The following is a 16,874-nucleotide window of genomic DNA, read 5'->3' as shown; positions in this document are numbered from 1 at the left end:
AGAGGAGCAAGGCATGCTGGGTCCCGTGTCTACACTTCCCCAGCAGCCCCAACGCACCCCGTTCAGCGGGCACATGGTCGTCTGCGGTGACGACGCACTGGCCCAGCGGCTCGCCGTGGAGCTGCGCTATGTGTACGGGGAGCGGGTCACCCTCGTACTGCCGCCGGGGCGCGACGCGCACCGGCCGGAGCTGCCGCTGACCGGTCGGGGCCGGGCGGCGGCGCTGTTCGGCCGGATGTCGCAGGCGATGAACCGCAACGGCGGGAACGGCGGGAACGGGTCCGCGGGTGCTCCCGGGAACGGCGACACCAACGCCGGGGTCGAGGCGGTACGCATCCTGGAGGCACCGGAGCCGTCCGACGAGGCCTTCGAGGAGGCGGGCGTCGAATCGGCCGCCGCACTGGCCCTGGTCTATGACGACGACGAGCGCAACATCCGCGCCGCGCTGACCGCCCGCCGTCTCAACCCCCGTGTCCGGCTGGTCATCCGGCTCTACAACCGCAAGCTGGGCCAGTATCTGGAGACCCTGCTCGACCAGGCCGCCGCCGTTACCGCACCCGGCCTGGACCCGAGCGCGCTGGACGCATCGACCACCGTCCTCTCCGACGCCGACACCGCCGCGCCCGCCCTCGCGGCGACCGCCGTCACCGGCTCCAGCAAGGTCATCCAGGCGGAGGGCCTGCTGCTGCGCGCCGCCGAACGCACCCCGCCCGAGGACGGCCGGATCGCCGACCCCGGCCTGTGCACCCTCGCGCTGCTCTCCTCCACCACCCATGACCCGGCGGGCGCCGAAGGCTCCGACAGCAGCGGCGAGGAAGGCCCTCAACTCCTGCCCGACGAACGGCAGGTGGCCGCCGCGACGGGGCGTGGCACGGTCGTGCTGGAGGCGGTCAGCCGGGCGGGACCGGCCGGTCCGCCGCCCCGGATGGGCGGCAGGGGCGCACCGCTCAGCCAGTTCTTCTCACGGCGGCTGCGCTGGTCGGCGCTGGGTGTCGGCCTGGCCGTGCTGGGCCTCGCCGTCGCCTCCACGCTCACCACCGGCGACGATCCGATGCACGCCGCTTATCTGACGCTGCTGGACCTGTTCGCGATGGGCGACCCGGCGACCGGTGACCCGCTGGCCCGTCAGGTGATCCAACTCCTGTCGGGCGTGGCCGGGTTGATGCTGCTGCCGCTGCTCGTGGCGGGTGTGCTGGAGGCCTTCGGATCGCTCCGTACGGCCTCGTCCCTGCGTCGGCCGCCACGGGGCCTGTCCGGCCATGTGGTGCTGCTCGGCCTCGGCAAGATCGGTACGCGGGTCCTCGTCCGGCTGCGCGAGCTCGGCATTCCCGTGGTGTGCGTGGAGGAGGACCCGGACGCGCGCGGAATCCCGGTGGCCCGGCGGCTGCACGTACCGGTGGTCCTCGGTGACGTCACGCAGGAGGGCGTGCTGGAGGCGGCGAAGATCCAGCGCTCCCGCGCACTTCTCGCCCTGACCAGCGCGGACACCACCAATCTGGAGGCCGCGCTGTACGCCCGCTCGGTCAAGCCGGACCTGCGTGTGGCCCTGCGCCTGTTCGACGACGAGTTCGCCACCGCCGTCTACCGCACCCTGCGCACCGCCCACCCGCAGGCCCTGACCCGCTCCCGATCCGTCTCCCACCTGGCCGCTCCGTCCTTCGCGGTCGCCATGATGGGCCGGCAGATCCTGGGCGCGATCCCGGTCGAGCGGAAGGTGATGCTGTTCGCGGCGGTCGAGGTGGCGGGGCACCGGCAGCTGGAGGGCCGCACGGTGGAGCAGGCGTTCCGGGCGGGCGCCTGGCGGGTCCTCGCCCTGGACGCCACCCCGCCGGAACACCGCCGCCCGGACCTGGCCGCACCCACCCCCGCCTCCCCGGACCGCCCGTCGGGCCTGGTCTGGGACCTGCACCCCGGGTACGTACTGCGCCCCGAGGACCGCGTGGTGATCGCGGCGACGCGGCGGGGCCTGGCCGAACTGCTCCGCAGGCGGAGCCCGGTGGCCCCGAGAATGTAGTGGGGCGGGAGGCGGTCCGTGGCCGGTGGACACCGAAACCCGGATGCCCGGCACGCGCCCCGCTCCCTACCCTGCCCCCATGGACACGGCCCCCGAACTCCTGAACGTGATCGACATCGAGGCGACGTGCTGGGACGGGCAGCCACCGCCCGGTGCGGTGAGCGAGATCATCGAGATCGGTCTGACGGTCGTCGACCTGCACGCGGCCGAGCGGGTCGCCCGCCACCGGATCCTGGTCCGGCCCGCCCGGTCCACGGTCAGCGCCTTCTGCACCGAGCTGACCGGCCTCACCCGGGCCGAGGTGGACACGGGCGTGTCCTTCGCCGAAGCCTGCCGCCTGCTGGCGTCCGAGCACGGGTCGGGCATCCGCCCCTGGGCCAGCTGGGGCGACTACGACCGCAACCAGTTCACCCGCCAGTGCCGGGCGACCGGAACCCGCTATCCGTTCGGCCACCGCCACACCAACGCCAAGCTCCCCTTCACCTCCGCCTACGACCTGCGCAAGCGCCCCGGCATGGCTCAGGCCCTGAAGGTGGCGGGCCTCCCCCTGGAGGGCCGCCACCACAGCGGCGCGGACGACGCCTGGAACATCGCGGCACTGGTCCTGGAGGTGGCCGCACGGGGCGCCTGGCCGGAACCCGCCACCTGGGGCTAGAGCCCGCCGCCCATCACCCCCCGCACCTCGTCCAGCGTCGCCTCGGCGATCTCATTGGCGCGCTCGTTGCCGGCCCGGAGCACCGACCGTACGTACGCCATGTCCTGCGCGTACTCGGCGCGCCGGGCCCGGATCGGTGCCATCCGGCCGTTGACGGCATCGGTCACCGTCCGTTTGAGGGCGGCCGCACCCCCGCCGCCGATCTCCTCGGCCACGGCGTGCGGATCGCGGTCCAGACAGAGCGCCGCCAGCAACACGAGCGAGGACACCCCGGGCCGGGTCTCCGGGTCGTACGTGATGTGCCGCTCGGCATCCGTCTTGGCCCCGCGGATCAGGCGCGCCGTCTCGTCGGCGGTGGCGCCGAGCGCGATGGAATTGCCCCGGCTCTTGCTCATCTTGGTGCCGTCGGTACCGAGCAGGAGCGGCGCGGCGGAGAGCAGCGCGTCCGGCTCCGGGAAGACCACCCCGTACCGCTCGTTGAAGCGGCGGGCGACGGTCCGGGTCACTTCCAGGTGCGGCAGCTGGTCCTGCCCGACAGGGACGAGGTTGCCCTTGCAGAACAGGATGTCGGCGGCCTGGTGCACGGGATACGTGAACATCAGTCCGCTGACGGCGGACTGCCGGGAGTGCGCGATCTCGTCCTTGACGGTGGGGTTGCGGTTCAGCTCGGCGACGGAGACGAGGCTGAGGAAGGGCAGCATCAGCTGGTTGAGCGCGGGCACGGCACTGTGGTTGAAGACCGTCGAGCGTGCCGGGTCGATCCCGATGGCGAGGTAGTCCAGCAGCATCGCCTCCATGTGCTCGGTGAGCCGGTCGGCGACGTCCCGGTCGGTGAGCACCTGGTAGTCGGCGATGATCACAAAGACGTCCACACCCAGCTCCTGGAGCCGGACACGGTTGTGGAGGGTGCCGAAGTAGTGCCCGAGGTGCAGCGGCCCGGTGGGCCGGTCCCCGGTCATCACCCGGAACCGGCCGGGGGTCTGCTGAATCAGCCGCTCCAGCTCGGCACTGCGGCGCCGGGCGGGTGCGGCAGCGACGGGGACGATGGTGTCGATGGCTGTGGTCATCGGGGGCTCTCTCCTCGCGAGTGCTGGTTGCGTGGAGGACGGCCCGCCGTGGTCACCGGAATCCGTGCCCGTACGAGGGCAGAGAAAAAGGGCCGTCCATTTCGAACGGCCCTGGTTCCGTGCAGACGAGGCGGCCGCTCCTAGAAGGAGCGCCACCGGTTTCGGCACGGTACGGAGGTCATGCGCCGATGGTAGCGCGCCCCGGCCCTACGGTCACGGCCCTCTCCGACGGATCAGGATTCAGGTCAGGTCGAGTTCGCCGACTCGCTCGTCTCCGTCCATTTCCCCGGTCGGCCGGAATCCGAGCCCCAGGCAGAAGCCTTCCGGACCGTCTTCGCCCGGGACCCAGCCGACTGCCATGCGGGTGCCCCCGCGGCGGCGGATCTCTTCGGCCACGGATCGGACTGCGAAGCGACCGTATCCACGGCCTTGTTCTCCGGCTGCGATGTTCAACCGCAAAAGGCCGGAGCGCACGTCGGTGCGCGTGCCGTCGCCGGCGAAGTCGATGTCGAGAAAGGCCATCAGGAACCCGACGGGCCGATCGCCGTCGAGGATGAGCCGGGGCCAGGCCGTACCCGGGTGCACATACGCTTCGGCCAGTGACCTGACAACCGGAGCCACCAGATGCTCCTGGTCCGGACGCACCTTCAGTGCGATCGCGGCATCGAAGTTGGCTGTGGTGATCTTCTCCAGGCGCAGCGTGGTCGTCATGGGGGAACGACAAGGCAGTGGATCAAGCGGATTTCGGTGCTGGTTGCCGGGTCGTCCAGCGGAAAGCGGGTGTGCTCGGCTCGGGCGCGCAGCCGGAGCAGGAGCGCGGCAACCGACGCGGACGCGGCAGGCCGCATCGATGTCTCAGGAGTTGGACCAGCCACGGGCACAGAGGACGAGGCGGTAGCCGTCCGGGTCCTCGATGGTGACGCCCCACTCGTTCCAGTACGGATTCGGCGACAGGATCCGCCGTCCCCCGTGCTCCTCCAGCCGGTCCACCAGTTCCTGGGGCACGGATTCGTCGAGGTAGAGGATGAGCAGGTCCTCCTCGGTGGGGCGGGGTTCGGCGGGGTGGTCGCCGCCGTGGACAAGCTCCAGGTGCCAGGACGCGTCCGGGTGCCCCACCATGAGCAGATCGTGCGCCCCGGGGTTCCGGCCCGCTCCGGCTCGGAAAAGGACCTTGAGCCCGAGTCCCCCGGACCAGAACCGCTCGGCTGCGGCGAGATCGCGGGACGGCCGGGCAAGACGAACATGGCTCTGGCCGGTGAACGGCACGGGGAGCTCCTCCCTGACAGCGGGCGCCCGTCTGCGCACCGAGTCCGCAGCGTAGGCATCCGGCCCCCTCGCCCGCATCGGCACAGCTTCCTGGTCCCCGCGACCGATCTCCTGCGGCGGAAGACCTACGCCCCCTCCGGGGCACCGATGCGGTCATTCCTGAACGTGTCGAACATGCCCCTGAGTGTCACGTCGAACGAAGACCCCCTCGCACTGCTCAGGGTTGGCCGCCGCCCCTACAGCCGCCCCATCACCTCGCCGAACGCCACGCTCCACCCCTCCTCCGGGCCCCGGTTGTCCTCCGCCCTCGACAGGAGCAGGACCCTCGCCGGTATGCCGGACTCCGCGTAGGCGGCGAGCTTGTGGTGGCCGTCCAGGATCGCGGCGACCAGGAAGCGCTCGTCGTGCTCGGCCTGGACGCAGACGTCCTCGACCCAGGCGAGGGCCAGGGCGGCGGGGCGGCGGCCTGCCGCGATCGCCGAGGTGTACCGGGCCACCGTCTCCGCGTCGGGCGCGTCCAGTGGCTGGGACGGGAGCAGCACGCCGTACGTCGGGGTCTCGCCGGGGATGCGGTCGCGCAGCTGGAAGTGGTCGGTGCCCGGCCAGTCGTCGAGAGCGTCCCCGCTGTACTGCTCGGCGTCCACGCGCAGCTCGTGGCGCCGGGCCCACCACGACGCCTCCGGGTCGCTCACCCGCTCCAGGGCGAGGTCGGCCAGGTGGGCGCGGTAGTGGCCGGTCGGGAGCTCCTCGATGAGGGGAGCGGCCGCGTCGAGGACGCCGGCTCCCAGGTCGTCGATGTCGGCCAGTGCGGTGCGCAGGCGGTTCGCACGCTTCCGGGCCGCCCGGGGCGGCCAGCCGAGGAGGGACATCGTCGTCTCGCAGGTGTCGCAGTCCGATCCGACGTGGTAGACCGGCTCCCCGTCGATACGGAGGGATTTGTCCCAGCGGGGCCAGGACGAGCCGGGCGTGGGCGGGTCGTAGTCGATTCGGATCCGGCCCCGGCCGTCGTCGAGGATGAAGCGTGCGTGGCGCGGGGAATACGGCGTGACGGGACCCACCGCCGGCGGGTACCGGCTGTCGATTCGGCGCTCGGACCAGACGCGGTGCAAGAACTCGCTGCAGTTACCGTTCGGGGGAGCCAGGGGCAGCAGCGGGTCCTGGCCCGTCAGGGCGACCAGGGCGTGGTGCACATCGCCCGCCGGGGCCCGCTTCTCCTCCAGCTCCCGCAGGAGATGGGGTATCGCCGCGGGGTCGTCCAGCAGTTCCAGGGCCACGACGAAGGCGCCGTGCTCCAGTCCCGTCAGACCGGGCAGCCGTCGCGCGATCGGGATCGTCCACTCCCGCGCCCCGAGCCGCCCCAGCGCCAGGGCCGCGCGCCCGCCGAGGGTCTGGTGGCTCAGCAGGGCTCCGAGGAACGGTGCGAAGCCTGGGTCGCGCGACAGGCCCATCGCGTCCACAAGGGGTTCCACCGCGCCGAGTTCCTTGGCGAGTCGGTTCAACTCGGCTTCCGGAAGCTGGAGTTGCCGATGCACCGCCGTGCGCAGCAGATCCTCCGCGCTGTCGCCGCCGCTCACCCCCAGCAGGCGCAGGAGCGCCGGATCGCCCCGTTCGCCGGCACACCAGAGCAGCCACGAGAGGTGACGCCGCTCATCCTTCGACGCCTGGCCGTAGCGCGCCTCGACGGCGGCGGGCAGATCGGCCGGCGCCTCCTCGGTCAGCGCAAAGAGAGCGCTCCAGATGTCGTCCGCCGCGAGCGCTGCGTCCAGGCGCGCCCGTGTGGTGCCGTCCATGTCTCCCACCCCGCCCCGCTCACTTCACTTCTTGGCGTGCTCGCCCACGTAGAAGAGGATCCAGATGAAGCCCGCGAAGAGGTGCGTGGCGAAGACGTACACGAAGACGCGCAGCGCTACGCCGCGCTCCTTCCAGCGCTCGCTCTCGCTGCCCTCGCTCACGGGCCCCGCCTCCGTCCGACAGAGGCGCGCCCGGCCTCCGCAACCTCTCCAGGGTACGCACGGCCCCAGTCCCTCCCCGGGCGGAATAGGTCAGGGGGGTACTCCGTTGTAGGGTGTGCCTATATAGTTCAACATTCAACAACAACAGTTCTGGAGGCGGGCGCCATGGAGTTCGGGATCTTCACCGTCGGAGACGTCACCACCGACCCGACGACCGGCAGGACACCGAGCGAGCACGAGCGGATCAAGGCCACCATCGCCATCGCGCAGAAGGCCGAGGAGGTCGGCCTGGACGTCTTCGCGACCGGTGAGCACCACAACCCGCCGTTCGTCCCGTCCTCGCCGACGACCACGCTCGGCTACATCGCCGCCCGCACCGACCACATCATCCTGTCCACGTCCACGACGCTGATCACCACCAACGACCCGGTGAAGATCGCCGAGGACTACGCGACGCTGCAGCACCTCGCGGACGGCCGCGTCGACCTGATGATGGGCCGCGGCAACACCGGACCGGTCTACCCCTGGTTCGGCAAGGACATCCGCCAGGGCATCCCGCTCGCCATCGAGAACTACGCCCTGCTGCACAAGCTGTGGCGTGAGGACGTCGTCGACTGGGAGGGCAAGTTCCGTACGCCGCTGCAGTCCTTCACCGCGACCCCGCGCCCGCTGGACGGCGTCCCGCCGTTCGTCTGGCACGGCTCCATCCGCTCCCCGGAGATCGCCGAGCAGGCCGCTTACTACGGGGACGGGTTCTTCCACAACAACATCTTCTGGCCCATCGAGCACACCCAGAAGATGGTGAACCTCTACCGGCAGCGGTACGCGCACTACGGGCACGGCACCGCCGAGCAGGCCATCGTCGGCCTCGGCGGCCAGGTGTTCATGCGGAAGAACTCGCAGGACGCGGTACGGGAGTTCCGCCCGTACTTCGACAACGCGCCGGTCTACGGGCACGGCCCTTCCCTGGAGGACTTCTCCCGGCAGACCCCGCTGACCGTCGGCTCCCCGCAGGAGGTCATCGAACGGACCCTGTCCTTCCGGGATGCTGTCGGCGACTACCAGCGCCAGCTGTTCCTGATGGACCACGCGGGGCTGCCGCTGAAGACGGTCCTGGAGCAGCTCGACATCCTCGGCGAGGAGGTCGTCCCGGTGCTGCGCAAGGAATTCGCCAACCTGCGGCCGTCCGGAGTCCCGGACTCCGCCCCCGTACACCCGGCCGTCGCCGCCCGTACGGCCACGAAGGAGGCCTGACCACCGTGACCACCGTGTTCGCCACCGAGCCCCTGAAGATCGTCGCCGTATCGGCCGGGCTCAGCCGGCCGTCCTCGACCCGGCTGCTGGCCGAGCGGCTGGCCGGCGCCGCCCGCGAGCGCCTGATGGCCGAGCAGGACCGCACGGTCGAGGTCCGGGTGATCGATCTGCGCGACCTGGCCGTCGACATCGCCAACCACCTGGTCACCGGGTTCCCGCCCAGCACCCTGGACGAGGCGATCAAGGAGGTGACGGAGGCGGACGGCCTGATCGCCGTCTCGCCCGTCTTCACCGCCTCGTACAGCGGACTGTTCAAGTCGTTCTTCGACCTGATCGACAACACGGCGCTGACCGGCAAGCCCGTCGTCATCGCGGCGACGGGCGGCACCGCCCGCCACTCCCTCGTCCTGGAACACGCGATGCGTCCGCTCTTCGCCTACCTGCGGGCCACCGTCGTGCCGACCTCCGTGTACGCGGCATCGGAGGACTGGGGCTCGTCCGGCGACGAGTACACCGACGGCCTGCCGTCCCGCATCCGGCGTGCGGGCGGCGAGCTCGCGACCATGATCGCGGGCGGCCGGGCAGCCTCCGGGGCATCGAGGGCGCTCGGGCTCGACGACGAGGTCGTGCCGTTCGAGCAGCAACTCGCCGACCTCCGGCTGGACTGAGAGGACCCGCCACTCGAAGCCCTGTCCGGTTTGATTAGAGTTGGACCGAAAGATGCGTCGTGCGAGATCTTCTCGCGCGACGCCTCTGCGCACTGAGCCGAAACGAGCTGGAGGCAGAGATGGGCAGGATCGTGGTGGGCGTTGACGGCTCCGAGTCGTCGATCAAGGCACTGCACTGGGCCGTACGCCAGGCGGAACTGACCGGTGACACGGTGGAGGCCGTCAACAGCTGGGAGTACCCCGCGACCAGCTGGGCGTCCATGATGCCGGGCATGCCGGAGGACTTCGACCCGCAGGCGGTGGCGACCGTGTCCCTCACCGAGGCACTGGAGGAGGCTCTGGGCGCCGAGGGCGCGGCGGCGGTCAGCAAGGTCGTGGTGATCGGCAACCCGGCCCAGTCCCTGCTGGAACGCGCCAAGGGCGCGAACCTGCTGGTCGTCGGAGCTCGTGGCTACAGCGGCTTCAAGGCGACCCTGCTCGGCTCGGTCAGCCTCCATGTCACCCAGCACGCACCGTGCCCGGTGACGGTCGTGCGCGACTGACCGCAACCGCGTGGCAGATGAGGACGGGCCCGCGCCCTGTGCGGGCCCGTCCTCATGTCGGCGCTGCCCCACCCGGTGCGGGAGCAGCCGGCACAGCCGGGCGCGCCCCCGTACCTGCTCATGCCGAGGGAGAAGCCCCGGCACCGATGATGCCGAGGCTTCCCCCACGGAGAAGGTCCAAGGATGCGACGGGAGACGCGCTCACGTCTTCTCTCGCGTGTAGAAGATGTAGAAGGTGGTGATGAACATCCCGAGGCCGACCGCCAGTCCCAGCGCCGAGGACCGCAGCACGCTCGAATCGGTCAGCCCGACCAGCAGGCCGATCGCCGCAGCCGTCAGCGCGCCGTACGCCACCGCACGCACCAGGGGCATCATGGTGTGCTGGATCCGGCCCAGCGCGAAGCAGAGAGCGGCGAGCACCACCGCACAGATCAGGCCGTACCAGAACTGCCGGCCGCCGCTCGCGCCGTTGTTGCGGAGGATGAACGAGGCGTAGAGGCCGTACGCCGCACCCAGCGTGACGGGAATGGCCCAGGCGAGCGCGCTGTGCCGACGTTCGCTTGACCCGGCCCCGGCCCGTCCACGGGCCGGCATCGCTGCATGAGTGGCCATGGCGGAGAACTCCTTCCGTCGCCCCTTTTCCCTCCAGAGCACACCCGGCCGCGCCGCCCGGCAACTCGGATGGCGCAGGGCCCGGGGCGCGCCGCTCCCGTACGCGATTCCCTGGAGAGGTGCGGACGTATCTCTCGGTGGCTCTGGCGGTGGTGGTGCCGGTGCTGCTCGCCGTGCTCGTCCCGCTGAGCGCACTCTCCGCCTGGGTGGATCTGGAGATCGACAACACGGACCGTTACGTCGCCGCGGTGGCCCCGCTCGCTTCCGACCCCGAGGTGCGGAGCACTGTCGGCGACCTCATCACCGACGCGACGATGACGCAGATCGACGCCGGGCCGCTCCAGAGCACCGTGCGGGACTTCCTGCACGGGGCGGTGATGTCCTTCACCACCACCGACGCCTTCCAGGCCGCGTGGAACGCCGCCAACCGCACCGCCCACAAGGCCGTCACCGCCGCGCTGAACGGCACCACCGGCGAGGCCGTGATCATTGATCTGGCGCCCGTGACCGAGCGGATCAAACAGAACCTGGAAGCGAACGGGGTGCCGTTCGCCGACCGGATCCCCGTCCAGCACACCGACATCACGATCGTCTCCGCCGACGGCGCCGACCAGCTGCGCCAGACCTTCCGGTGGCTGCGGGCCGGCAGCATTTGGCCCGCCGTGGGCACGGTCGTGTTCGCCGTCCTGACCGTGGTCGTGGCCTGGGTGCGCGGTGGACCGGGGCGCGGGCGCTCCGCGCTCGCCGCGCTCTCGGCCGTGGCAGTGGCCGGGTTCGGTTTCGCGCTGGGGGCACTCGTGCTGCGCGCGGTGATCGCGGTCGCCCGCGACCGGGTGCTGTCCGAGGTGCCGGACGGCGAGACGGGCAGTGTGGCGGCGGTGTACGACGCGCTGACGAGTTCGCTGCGCACGACGGTGTGGATCGTGTTCGCCACGGGGCTGGCGGTGGCGCTGTGCGCGGTGCTCGGGCGGCTGTGGGCGGCGCGCAGAGTGCACGCCTGCGGGCAGCGTCCGTAGCGGACCTGGTTCGACGTGCGGCGGCGGGCGGGCCGGGGAAGAGTGGTTGACGTGACTGCCGGATCGGGGACGACTGAGAGGTCTTCCATATGCGAGCCATAGCCGTCAGCGCATTCCGGGCCGACCCCGCACTGGTCGAGATACCCAAGCCCGAGCCGGAAGCCGGTGAGGTACGGGTCAGGATCGAGTACGCCGCACTCAACCCGTGCGACTGGCAGGCCGCACAGGGCTCCCTGGACGACGGACCCGCCCCGCGTGTGTTCCCGCTGGTCGTCGGCGTGGACTTCGCCGGCCGGGTGGACATGATCGGCAGCGGCGGGAACCGTTTCCGGGTCGGCGACCAGGTCTTCGGCCGGGTGGCCGCGTCTGCGTCCGGAGCCGGAACCTACTGCGACTACGTGTCCGTACCGCAGGACTCCGCCATCACCCTCGTCCCGGACGGCCTTCCCCTCCGGACCGCGGCGGCGCTGCCGTCCGCCGGGATGACGGCCGCCGAGATCCTGGAGATCGCCGTGCTCCGCGGCCACGAGAGCCTGCTGGTCATCGGGGCGGCGGGCGGCGTCGGCAGCTATCTGACCCAGCTCGCGTCGGCCCGCGACGTACGCGTGCTCGCGGCCGTGCGCGGCGACGAACGCAAGCGGATGGCGGCCCTGGGCGCCACCGTCACGATCGACACCACGGACCGCCCCCTCGAAGCGGCGGTACGGGAGACCTGCCCGGACGGCGTCGACGCACTCGTCGACCTGGTCTCCACCACCCCCGACGCCTTCGCCGCCCGTGCCGCGCTGGTACGCGGCGGCGGGATCGCCCTCACCACGCGGGGCGTCGCCGCCGCAGCCGCCCTCCCCGCGGACGTGACCGGCATCGACTTCCGGCTCGAACCCACCCCGGTCCTGCTCGACGTCCTGGCCGAGGGAGCCGCCGAGGGCGTACTGCGCGTGCCCATCGACATCGAACTCCCGCTGGAGAAGGCCCCGCAGGCCCTCGACCGGAACCGGACGGGCGGCGCACGCGGCAAGACGGTCATCGTGCTCTGATCCCACGCCCCGCGCGCGAGACCCGAAGGAGGCGTCATGGACGACCAGGAACGCGACATCATCGACAACATCGGCGGACTCATCTCCGAGGAACGGGACCTGCGCAACCGCTCCACCGAGGACATGGGCCTCACCGAGGACGAGAAGTCCCGCCTGCGTACGGTGGAGGTCCGGCTCGACCAGTGCTGGGACCTGTTGCGCCAGCGCCGCGCCCTCAGTGAGTTCGGCGAGGACCCGTCCGGGGCGAAGGTCCGGCCGGCCGACGAGGTCGAGGGCTACTGGGGCTGAACACACGACACAGGGGGACGCGTTGACCGACACGGAGGCGGAATCCGGACGCAGGCGTGCCGCACCACCGCCCTGGCTGCTGAGCGGACTTCGCCCCCAGTCGTCCACCCCCATCCCCTGGGCCGCGGTCGTCCGCGCCTCCGTCGCCCTGGCCGCACCGCTCGCCGTCGGCTTCGCGCTGGACCGGCCCGCGTACGGCGCACTCGTCTCCATGGGCGCGCTCTCCGGCGTCATCGGCGACACCGCCGACGCGTACCGGATGCGCATCCTCAACATCGCCGTACCGCAGCTCTTCGGCGCGCTCGGCATCCTGCTCGGCACGCTGGTGTTCGGGACCGGCTGGGCGGCCGTCGCCGCGCTGACCCTCGTCGGTCTGGTCTCCGGAATGATGTCGACGATCGGCGCCATCGCCTCCGTGTCCGGGCTGCTGCTCCTGCTCAACGCTGTGGTCGGCGCCGGGCTCCCGATGCCGAACCCCTGGTGGGTGGCGCCGCTGCTGCTGACGGTCGGCGGCCTGATCGTCCTCACCATGTCGCTGCTGGCGTGGCCGCTGCGGCGGAAACTGCCGGAACGGGTCGCGGTCGCGGGCACCTACCTCGCGGTCGCCGACATGCTCGCCGCCGCGGGCACCGATGCGTACGAGGAGCAGCGGCACGCCGTCACCCAGTCCCTCAACACCTCATACGACCTGATCCTGGCCCGCCGGGCCCGCTACCACGGCCGCAGCAACGCCGGTGTGCGGCTGCTCGCCCAGCTCAATGTCGTCATCCCGCTCGTCGAGGCGGCGCCCGCGGTACATGTCCGGCGGCGCCCGCTCCCGGACGAGATCCCGGCGGCGGTACGTGAACTGGCCGCCGCCGTCGAGGAGAGCCGCACCGGTGGCGCCGAACCCGGCCTGCCCGCCCCGGACTCACCCGCCACCCGGGCGGTGGACAGCGCTCTGCGGCACGCCGCGGCCGTCGTGCACAAGGCCGACCCCGATCCGTACAACGTGGACGACCGGCTCGGACGCCCCGCCGCGCTCGGAGTGCGGATCCGGCGGACAACGCGCGACGTGCTGCTGTCCGGGCCCTCGTGGCGGTACGGACTGCGCCTCGCCCTCTGCATCGGCCTGGCCCAGGCACTGACCTCGCTGGTCCCGGTGGAGCGCTCCTACTGGGTCGCGCTGACCGTCACGTTCGTCCTGAAGCCGGACTTCGGCTCGGTGTTCTCGCGGGCCGTCCTGCGCTCGGTGGGCACGGCGGCCGGTCTCGTGATCGCCGCGCCGGTGCTCGCCGCGGTACCGATCGGCTGGTGGGACGTGCCGGTGATGGTGATGCTCGCCGCCCTGATCCCGGCGCTCACGGCGAAGGGGTACGCGTTCCAGACCGCGGCCATCACCCCGGTCATCCTGCTCCTGTCCGACCTGCTGAACCACCAGGGCGTCCAGCTGGTCTGGCCGCGCTTCCTGGACAGCCTGATCGGCTGCGGCATCGTGCTGGTGGCGGGCTATCTGCTGTGGCCGGAGAGCTGGCACGTCCGGGTCGGCCACCGGCTCGCGGACGCGGTGACGGACATCGCCGGCTATGTGACGTACGCGTTCGAGCCGGGCGGCTCCGGCGACCGGGCGGAACGGGTGCGGGCCCGGCGCCGTATCTACCGCGACCTGTCCGTCATACGTTCCGAATTCCAGCGCGCCCTGACGGAACCGCCCCCGGTCGGCACCCGCGCCGCCGCGTGGTGGCCACTGGTCGTCGCGGTCGAACGCATCGTGGACGCGACGACGGCGGCCCGGGTCCGCGTCAACCACGGAGCACCGGAACCGCCCGCCGCGGAGGTGGCCGAGATCCAGCAGCAGCTGCGGGAACTGGCGGACGGGATACGTGCGAGCGAGACCCTGGTCGGCGTACGCGCCGAACTGCCGGGCGACGAGGAGGGGGTGCTGGCTCCGCTGCGCCAGGAGGTGGCGGCGGCGAGGGCGATCGCCTCGCCACAGCCGTGACGGCGCTCACCCACGGGCCCGTCCGAGGCGCACCATCAAGCCCGCCCGGCGATTGAGGACAGTCTTTTCAGCCCGTCCGTGCCTGAGGACAAACGGCCACCGGACGGCCCCGGTCACCGGGTCACCCCGTGGGCCCGGCCCCTCGCAACCGCTCCATCTCCCGCCGGTCCCGCTTCGTCGGCCGCCCCGCGCCCCGGTCCCGTACCGGAACCTGGATCGCCACCTCGCGCGGCGGCGGAGGCGGGCTGTTGTCGATGAAGCACTCCGCCGCCACCGGAGGGCCGACCCTCTTCTTCACGATCTTCGACACGACGACGATCCGGTCCCGGCCCGCGTGCCGGAGCCGTACCTCGTCGCCGACGTGCAACGCCTGGGCGGGCTTGGCGCGCTCGCCGGCGACCTTCACATGTCCCGCGCGGCAGGCGGCAGCGGCCTGCGAACGGGTCTTCGTCAGCCGGACCGACCAGATCCAGACGTCGACCCGAACGCTTCCCTCCGCCTGCGGCGCCTCACCGGAAACCATGCAACCGACTCTAGTGCGGCATGCGCGTCCGGTCAGGTCATGCGGATCAGCCGAAGTCGCTGATCACCTCCGCCATGTTGTAGCTGTACACCTCACGCTTGCAGGCCCCGCACTTGCTCGGCGCATGCTCGCTCAGCGACCAGAGCTGCGGCGGGAATCCGTCACCGCGCCCGTGCGCGAGGTAGAGGTCCTCGGGCCCGAACGCCGACTCCAGGGTCTTGGCGTTGCCGACGAGCCCGCTGGTTCCGTCGACCGTCCCCGGCGTGGCCTGGAGCAGCCGGCCGTTGTCGTAGCCGTTGCTGCGGTGGAAGTACCACTTGCCCTCGTACCGCGTGACGCCCTGGATCTTGTGCCACAGATCCTCACCGTTGAAGGTGGCTCCGGTCGGCAGACCGTAGGCGAGGTCGGCGTCGGCGGCCGTCCCGGTCGCGCCCTCGACCGCGGCCGCCAGTTCGGTCATCGGATACGTACCGACACGGCCGGGGCTGCTGCCGCCGTTGTTGGTGTTGCAGTACTCACCGAGAACCATGTGGTCGGTGTCGGTGCGGTCCAGCGAGATGTACGAGGCCTTCGGGCGCCCGGTGGCGTAGCACTGGTTCCCGCTGGTGGTTCCGCCGTTCTTCGCGGTGGTGAACTTCAGCGTGGCGACCTGAGGCATGACATAGCGGTAGCCGTAGGAATACCAGACGTTGCTCTGCCTGCCGACCCGCTTCTTGTCCAGGACGTCGCTGACCAGGCCGTCCGGCGTCGGGTCGTTGACGTCGGCGTCGTTGTCCGGGTTGAGGTCCATGATCTTGCGCAGGTCGAAGACCCGCATGCCGTTGGCGGTGTCGGCGACGTACAGGTAGTTGCCGTACCAGACCATGCCACCGGCGTGAATGCCGTTCTGCGCCGCGCAGGAGGACGTCACGCTGGTGGTGCACTTGCCCTCGCGCGCGTGCAGCGCGTCGAAGGAGATGTGGTCCTTGGAGTTCATGTACGGCCAGACCAGCAGCACATGGCGGTACATCTGGGTGGCCTGGTTGAAGAAGCTGACCCGGATGCCCTTCTCGTTGCAGGCATCCGATGCGGAGTCCTGGACGCAGTTGTCGCGGCCCGCGGTGAGGTCGCTGCGGCCCGGGTTCTCCGCGTCGTAACCGGCCACGGCGATCGGCTCGGCGTTCGACGTGCCCCAGTCCTCGTCCTCCTGCGCGTCCGAGACCCCGGTGATGGCCTGGGGTACCCACTCCGAGGAGGTGGCGTCGTCGCTCTGCCAGCAGACGCGGTGGTTGGCCGCCAGATCGGAACCGTAGATACCGGCGGTTCCGCAGGCCCCCTCCCAGCCGGCGGGCCGATTGGCCTGTTCCATCAGCTCGGTGAGGCCCTGCTTGGGCAGCGCGGCGTCCAGTCGGGTGACGAGTGCGGAGATATCGGTGCCCTTCGCCAACTTGAAGTCGGCGGCCCGGCCGGGGACGGGGGCGGCAGGAGCGGCGGCGCTCGGCGTGGCCGCGGCGGTTCCCGCTCCGGTTCCGGCGAAGTCGTCCTGCTCACCTTCGGGTTCGTCGTCGAAACCGTCGTCCGGCATGCCCTCGTGGCCCGGTGCGGGATCGTCCGCGGCCGACGCCACGGACGACGGGGTGGCCGCCTGGGCGACGGTGGCACCGGCTGCCGATGCGAGGCCGGAAAGCATCGCCCCCGCCGCCACGGCACAGGCCGCAAGACGTGTTCTGCGGGATCGTTTTCCCATGTGAGAGCCCTTCTCGATAACGCATGCGGATAAAACAGACAACGGTGCGCCTGACCATTTGTCAGACACACCGTCCGCTCACGCTAACAAGGCAACTCGGGACCAGATGGGCACATTTGAACGAAGTACATCAGGCCCGCACGGCATGCGCACAGGACTCGCTCAGGGCTCGGTTGCGGCTCAGTTGTCCCACGGGCGGGCCGCACCGCCGAACGGCCGGATCCGGCCGCTAACCTTACGTATCCGCCCTGGCCAGGGATGAATCCCGCAGGT

The 16,874-nt window shown here is 71.1% G+C and carries 17 protein-coding genes; 9 read left to right on the top strand and 8 right to left on the bottom strand.

The genetic code is table 11. The features are described from left to right. Positions 1-13 precede the first annotated feature (13 nt). Positions 14-2,014: an NAD-binding protein gene (locus ACFVYE_RS12680; RefSeq protein WP_383959419.1), complete on the top strand. Its 2,001-nt coding sequence runs from the start codon at positions 14-16 to the stop codon at positions 2,012-2,014. A 79-nt stretch (positions 2,015-2,093) separates the two neighbouring features. Continuing rightward, positions 2,094-2,669 (top strand): exonuclease domain-containing protein, encoded by a 576-nt coding sequence (locus tag ACFVYE_RS12675; RefSeq protein WP_389605390.1) that lies wholly within the window; start codon positions 2,094-2,096, stop codon positions 2,667-2,669. Here ACFVYE_RS12675 and trpS read toward each other — a convergent pair. From trpS to ACFVYE_RS12650, 5 genes are all read right to left on the bottom strand, one after another. Beyond that, entirely contained in the window at positions 2,666-3,736 is a 1,071-nt protein-coding gene (trpS, locus tag ACFVYE_RS12670) for a tryptophan--tRNA ligase (protein WP_383959423.1), read from the bottom strand. The genes ACFVYE_RS12675 and trpS overlap by 4 nt on opposite strands. 240 nt (positions 3,737-3,976) lie before the next feature. Continuing rightward, the gene (locus tag ACFVYE_RS12665; RefSeq protein ID WP_383959425.1) at positions 3,977-4,447 is read right to left on the bottom strand and encodes a GNAT family N-acetyltransferase; all 471 of its coding nucleotides are present in this window, start codon (positions 4,445-4,447) and stop codon (positions 3,977-3,979) included. 144 nt (positions 4,448-4,591) lie between these two features. Next, positions 4,592-5,002 (bottom strand): VOC family protein, encoded by a 411-nt coding sequence (locus ACFVYE_RS12660; RefSeq protein WP_389605387.1) that lies wholly within the window; start codon positions 5,000-5,002, stop codon positions 4,592-4,594. 236 nt (positions 5,003-5,238) lie between these two features. After that, positions 5,239-6,792 (bottom strand): hypothetical protein, encoded by a 1,554-nt coding sequence (locus ACFVYE_RS12655; protein ID WP_389605385.1) that lies wholly within the window; start codon positions 6,790-6,792, stop codon positions 5,239-5,241. A 24-nt stretch (positions 6,793-6,816) separates the two neighbouring features. Further along, positions 6,817-6,954, bottom strand: a complete 138-nt coding sequence (locus tag ACFVYE_RS12650) for a DUF6126 family protein (RefSeq protein WP_164495278.1) — start codon at positions 6,952-6,954, stop codon at positions 6,817-6,819. A 165-nt stretch (positions 6,955-7,119) separates the two neighbouring features. Between ACFVYE_RS12650 and ACFVYE_RS12645 the strand changes: the two genes are divergently transcribed. The 3 genes from ACFVYE_RS12645 to ACFVYE_RS12635 all read left to right on the top strand — a co-directional run bounded on the left by ACFVYE_RS12645 (position 7,120) and on the right by ACFVYE_RS12635 (position 9,418). Then, on the top strand, positions 7,120-8,208 hold the full coding sequence (locus ACFVYE_RS12645) for an LLM class flavin-dependent oxidoreductase (protein ID WP_383959429.1): 1,089 nt from the start codon (positions 7,120-7,122) through the stop codon (positions 8,206-8,208). A 14-nt stretch (positions 8,209-8,222) separates the two neighbouring features. Then, positions 8,223-8,876 (top strand): FMN reductase, encoded by a 654-nt coding sequence (locus ACFVYE_RS12640; RefSeq protein ID WP_383959472.1) that lies wholly within the window; start codon positions 8,223-8,225, stop codon positions 8,874-8,876. A 119-nt stretch (positions 8,877-8,995) separates the two neighbouring features. Next, positions 8,996-9,418 carry a universal stress protein gene (locus ACFVYE_RS12635; RefSeq protein WP_327274239.1) on the top strand — a complete coding sequence of 141 codons (423 nt, stop codon included), beginning with the start codon at positions 8,996-8,998 and terminating at the stop codon, positions 9,416-9,418. Positions 9,419-9,619: 201 nt separating this feature from the next. Here the strand turns inward: ACFVYE_RS12635 and ACFVYE_RS12630 are convergent, their stop codons facing one another. After that, the gene (locus tag ACFVYE_RS12630) at positions 9,620-10,030 is read right to left on the bottom strand and encodes a hypothetical protein (protein ID WP_383959431.1); all 411 of its coding nucleotides are present in this window, start codon (positions 10,028-10,030) and stop codon (positions 9,620-9,622) included. Positions 10,031-10,149: 119 nt separating this feature from the next. On the opposite strand from ACFVYE_RS12630, the gene ACFVYE_RS12625 reads away from it, so the two are divergent. The 4 genes from ACFVYE_RS12625 to ACFVYE_RS12610 all read left to right on the top strand — a co-directional run bounded on the left by ACFVYE_RS12625 (position 10,150) and on the right by ACFVYE_RS12610 (position 14,352). After that, positions 10,150-11,046: a hypothetical protein gene (locus ACFVYE_RS12625; RefSeq protein WP_389605382.1), complete on the top strand. Its 897-nt coding sequence runs from the start codon at positions 10,150-10,152 to the stop codon at positions 11,044-11,046. An 89-nt stretch (positions 11,047-11,135) separates the two neighbouring features. Beyond that, positions 11,136-12,083, top strand: coding sequence for an NADP-dependent oxidoreductase (locus tag ACFVYE_RS12620; RefSeq protein WP_383959435.1), 948 nt, complete (start codon positions 11,136-11,138; stop codon positions 12,081-12,083). A gap of 36 nt (positions 12,084-12,119) precedes the next feature. Next, positions 12,120-12,371 (top strand): DUF2630 family protein, encoded by a 252-nt coding sequence (locus ACFVYE_RS12615; RefSeq protein WP_383959436.1) that lies wholly within the window; start codon positions 12,120-12,122, stop codon positions 12,369-12,371. 22 nt (positions 12,372-12,393) lie between these two features. Beyond that, positions 12,394-14,352: an FUSC family protein gene (locus ACFVYE_RS12610; protein WP_389605380.1), complete on the top strand. Its 1,959-nt coding sequence runs from the start codon at positions 12,394-12,396 to the stop codon at positions 14,350-14,352. 121 nt (positions 14,353-14,473) lie between these two features. On the opposite strand, the gene ACFVYE_RS12605 is transcribed toward ACFVYE_RS12610, so the two are convergent. Beyond that, positions 14,474-14,875, bottom strand: a complete 402-nt coding sequence (locus ACFVYE_RS12605) for an RNA-binding S4 domain-containing protein (RefSeq protein WP_383959440.1) — start codon at positions 14,873-14,875, stop codon at positions 14,474-14,476. A gap of 46 nt (positions 14,876-14,921) precedes the next feature. Further along, complete coding sequence (locus ACFVYE_RS12600; RefSeq protein ID WP_389605377.1) at positions 14,922-16,601, bottom strand: hypothetical protein; 1,680 nt, start codon at positions 16,599-16,601, stop codon at positions 14,922-14,924. Positions 16,602-16,874 lie beyond the last annotated feature (273 nt).

It is taken from the genome of Streptomyces sp. NPDC058239 (assembly GCF_042882185.1).
Classification (GTDB): Bacteria; Actinomycetota; Actinomycetes; order Streptomycetales; family Streptomycetaceae; genus Streptomyces.
Note: the sequence above shows the minus strand (reverse complement) of the source record. Positions and strands in the feature narration are given on the sequence as shown.

Excerpts from the sequence above, each read along its gene's own strand:
- ACFVYE_RS12680 (WP_383959419.1), top strand. The coding sequence starts at position 14 with ATGCTGGGTCCCGTGTCTACACTTCCCCAGCAGCCCCAACGCACCCCG.
- trpS (WP_383959423.1), bottom strand. The coding sequence starts at position 3,736 with ATGACCACAGCCATCGACACCATCGTCCCCGTCGCTGCCGCACCCGCC.
- ACFVYE_RS12645 (WP_383959429.1), top strand. The coding sequence starts at position 7,120 with ATGGAGTTCGGGATCTTCACCGTCGGAGACGTCACCACCGACCCGACG.
- ACFVYE_RS12675 (WP_389605390.1), top strand. The coding sequence starts at position 2,094 with ATGGACACGGCCCCCGAACTCCTGAACGTGATCGACATCGAGGCGACG.
- ACFVYE_RS12655 (WP_389605385.1), bottom strand. The coding sequence starts at position 6,792 with ATGGACGGCACCACACGGGCGCGCCTGGACGCAGCGCTCGCGGCGGAC.
- ACFVYE_RS12630 (WP_383959431.1), bottom strand. The coding sequence starts at position 10,030 with ATGGCCACTCATGCAGCGATGCCGGCCCGTGGACGGGCCGGGGCCGGG.
- ACFVYE_RS12615 (WP_383959436.1), top strand. The coding sequence starts at position 12,120 with ATGGACGACCAGGAACGCGACATCATCGACAACATCGGCGGACTCATC.
- ACFVYE_RS12620 (WP_383959435.1), top strand. The coding sequence starts at position 11,136 with ATGCGAGCCATAGCCGTCAGCGCATTCCGGGCCGACCCCGCACTGGTC.
- ACFVYE_RS12635 (WP_327274239.1), top strand. The coding sequence starts at position 8,996 with ATGGGCAGGATCGTGGTGGGCGTTGACGGCTCCGAGTCGTCGATCAAG.
- ACFVYE_RS12665 (WP_383959425.1), bottom strand. The coding sequence starts at position 4,447 with ATGACGACCACGCTGCGCCTGGAGAAGATCACCACAGCCAACTTCGAT.
- ACFVYE_RS12600 (WP_389605377.1), bottom strand. The coding sequence starts at position 16,601 with ATGGGAAAACGATCCCGCAGAACACGTCTTGCGGCCTGTGCCGTGGCG.
- ACFVYE_RS12605 (WP_383959440.1), bottom strand. The coding sequence starts at position 14,875 with ATGGTTTCCGGTGAGGCGCCGCAGGCGGAGGGAAGCGTTCGGGTCGAC.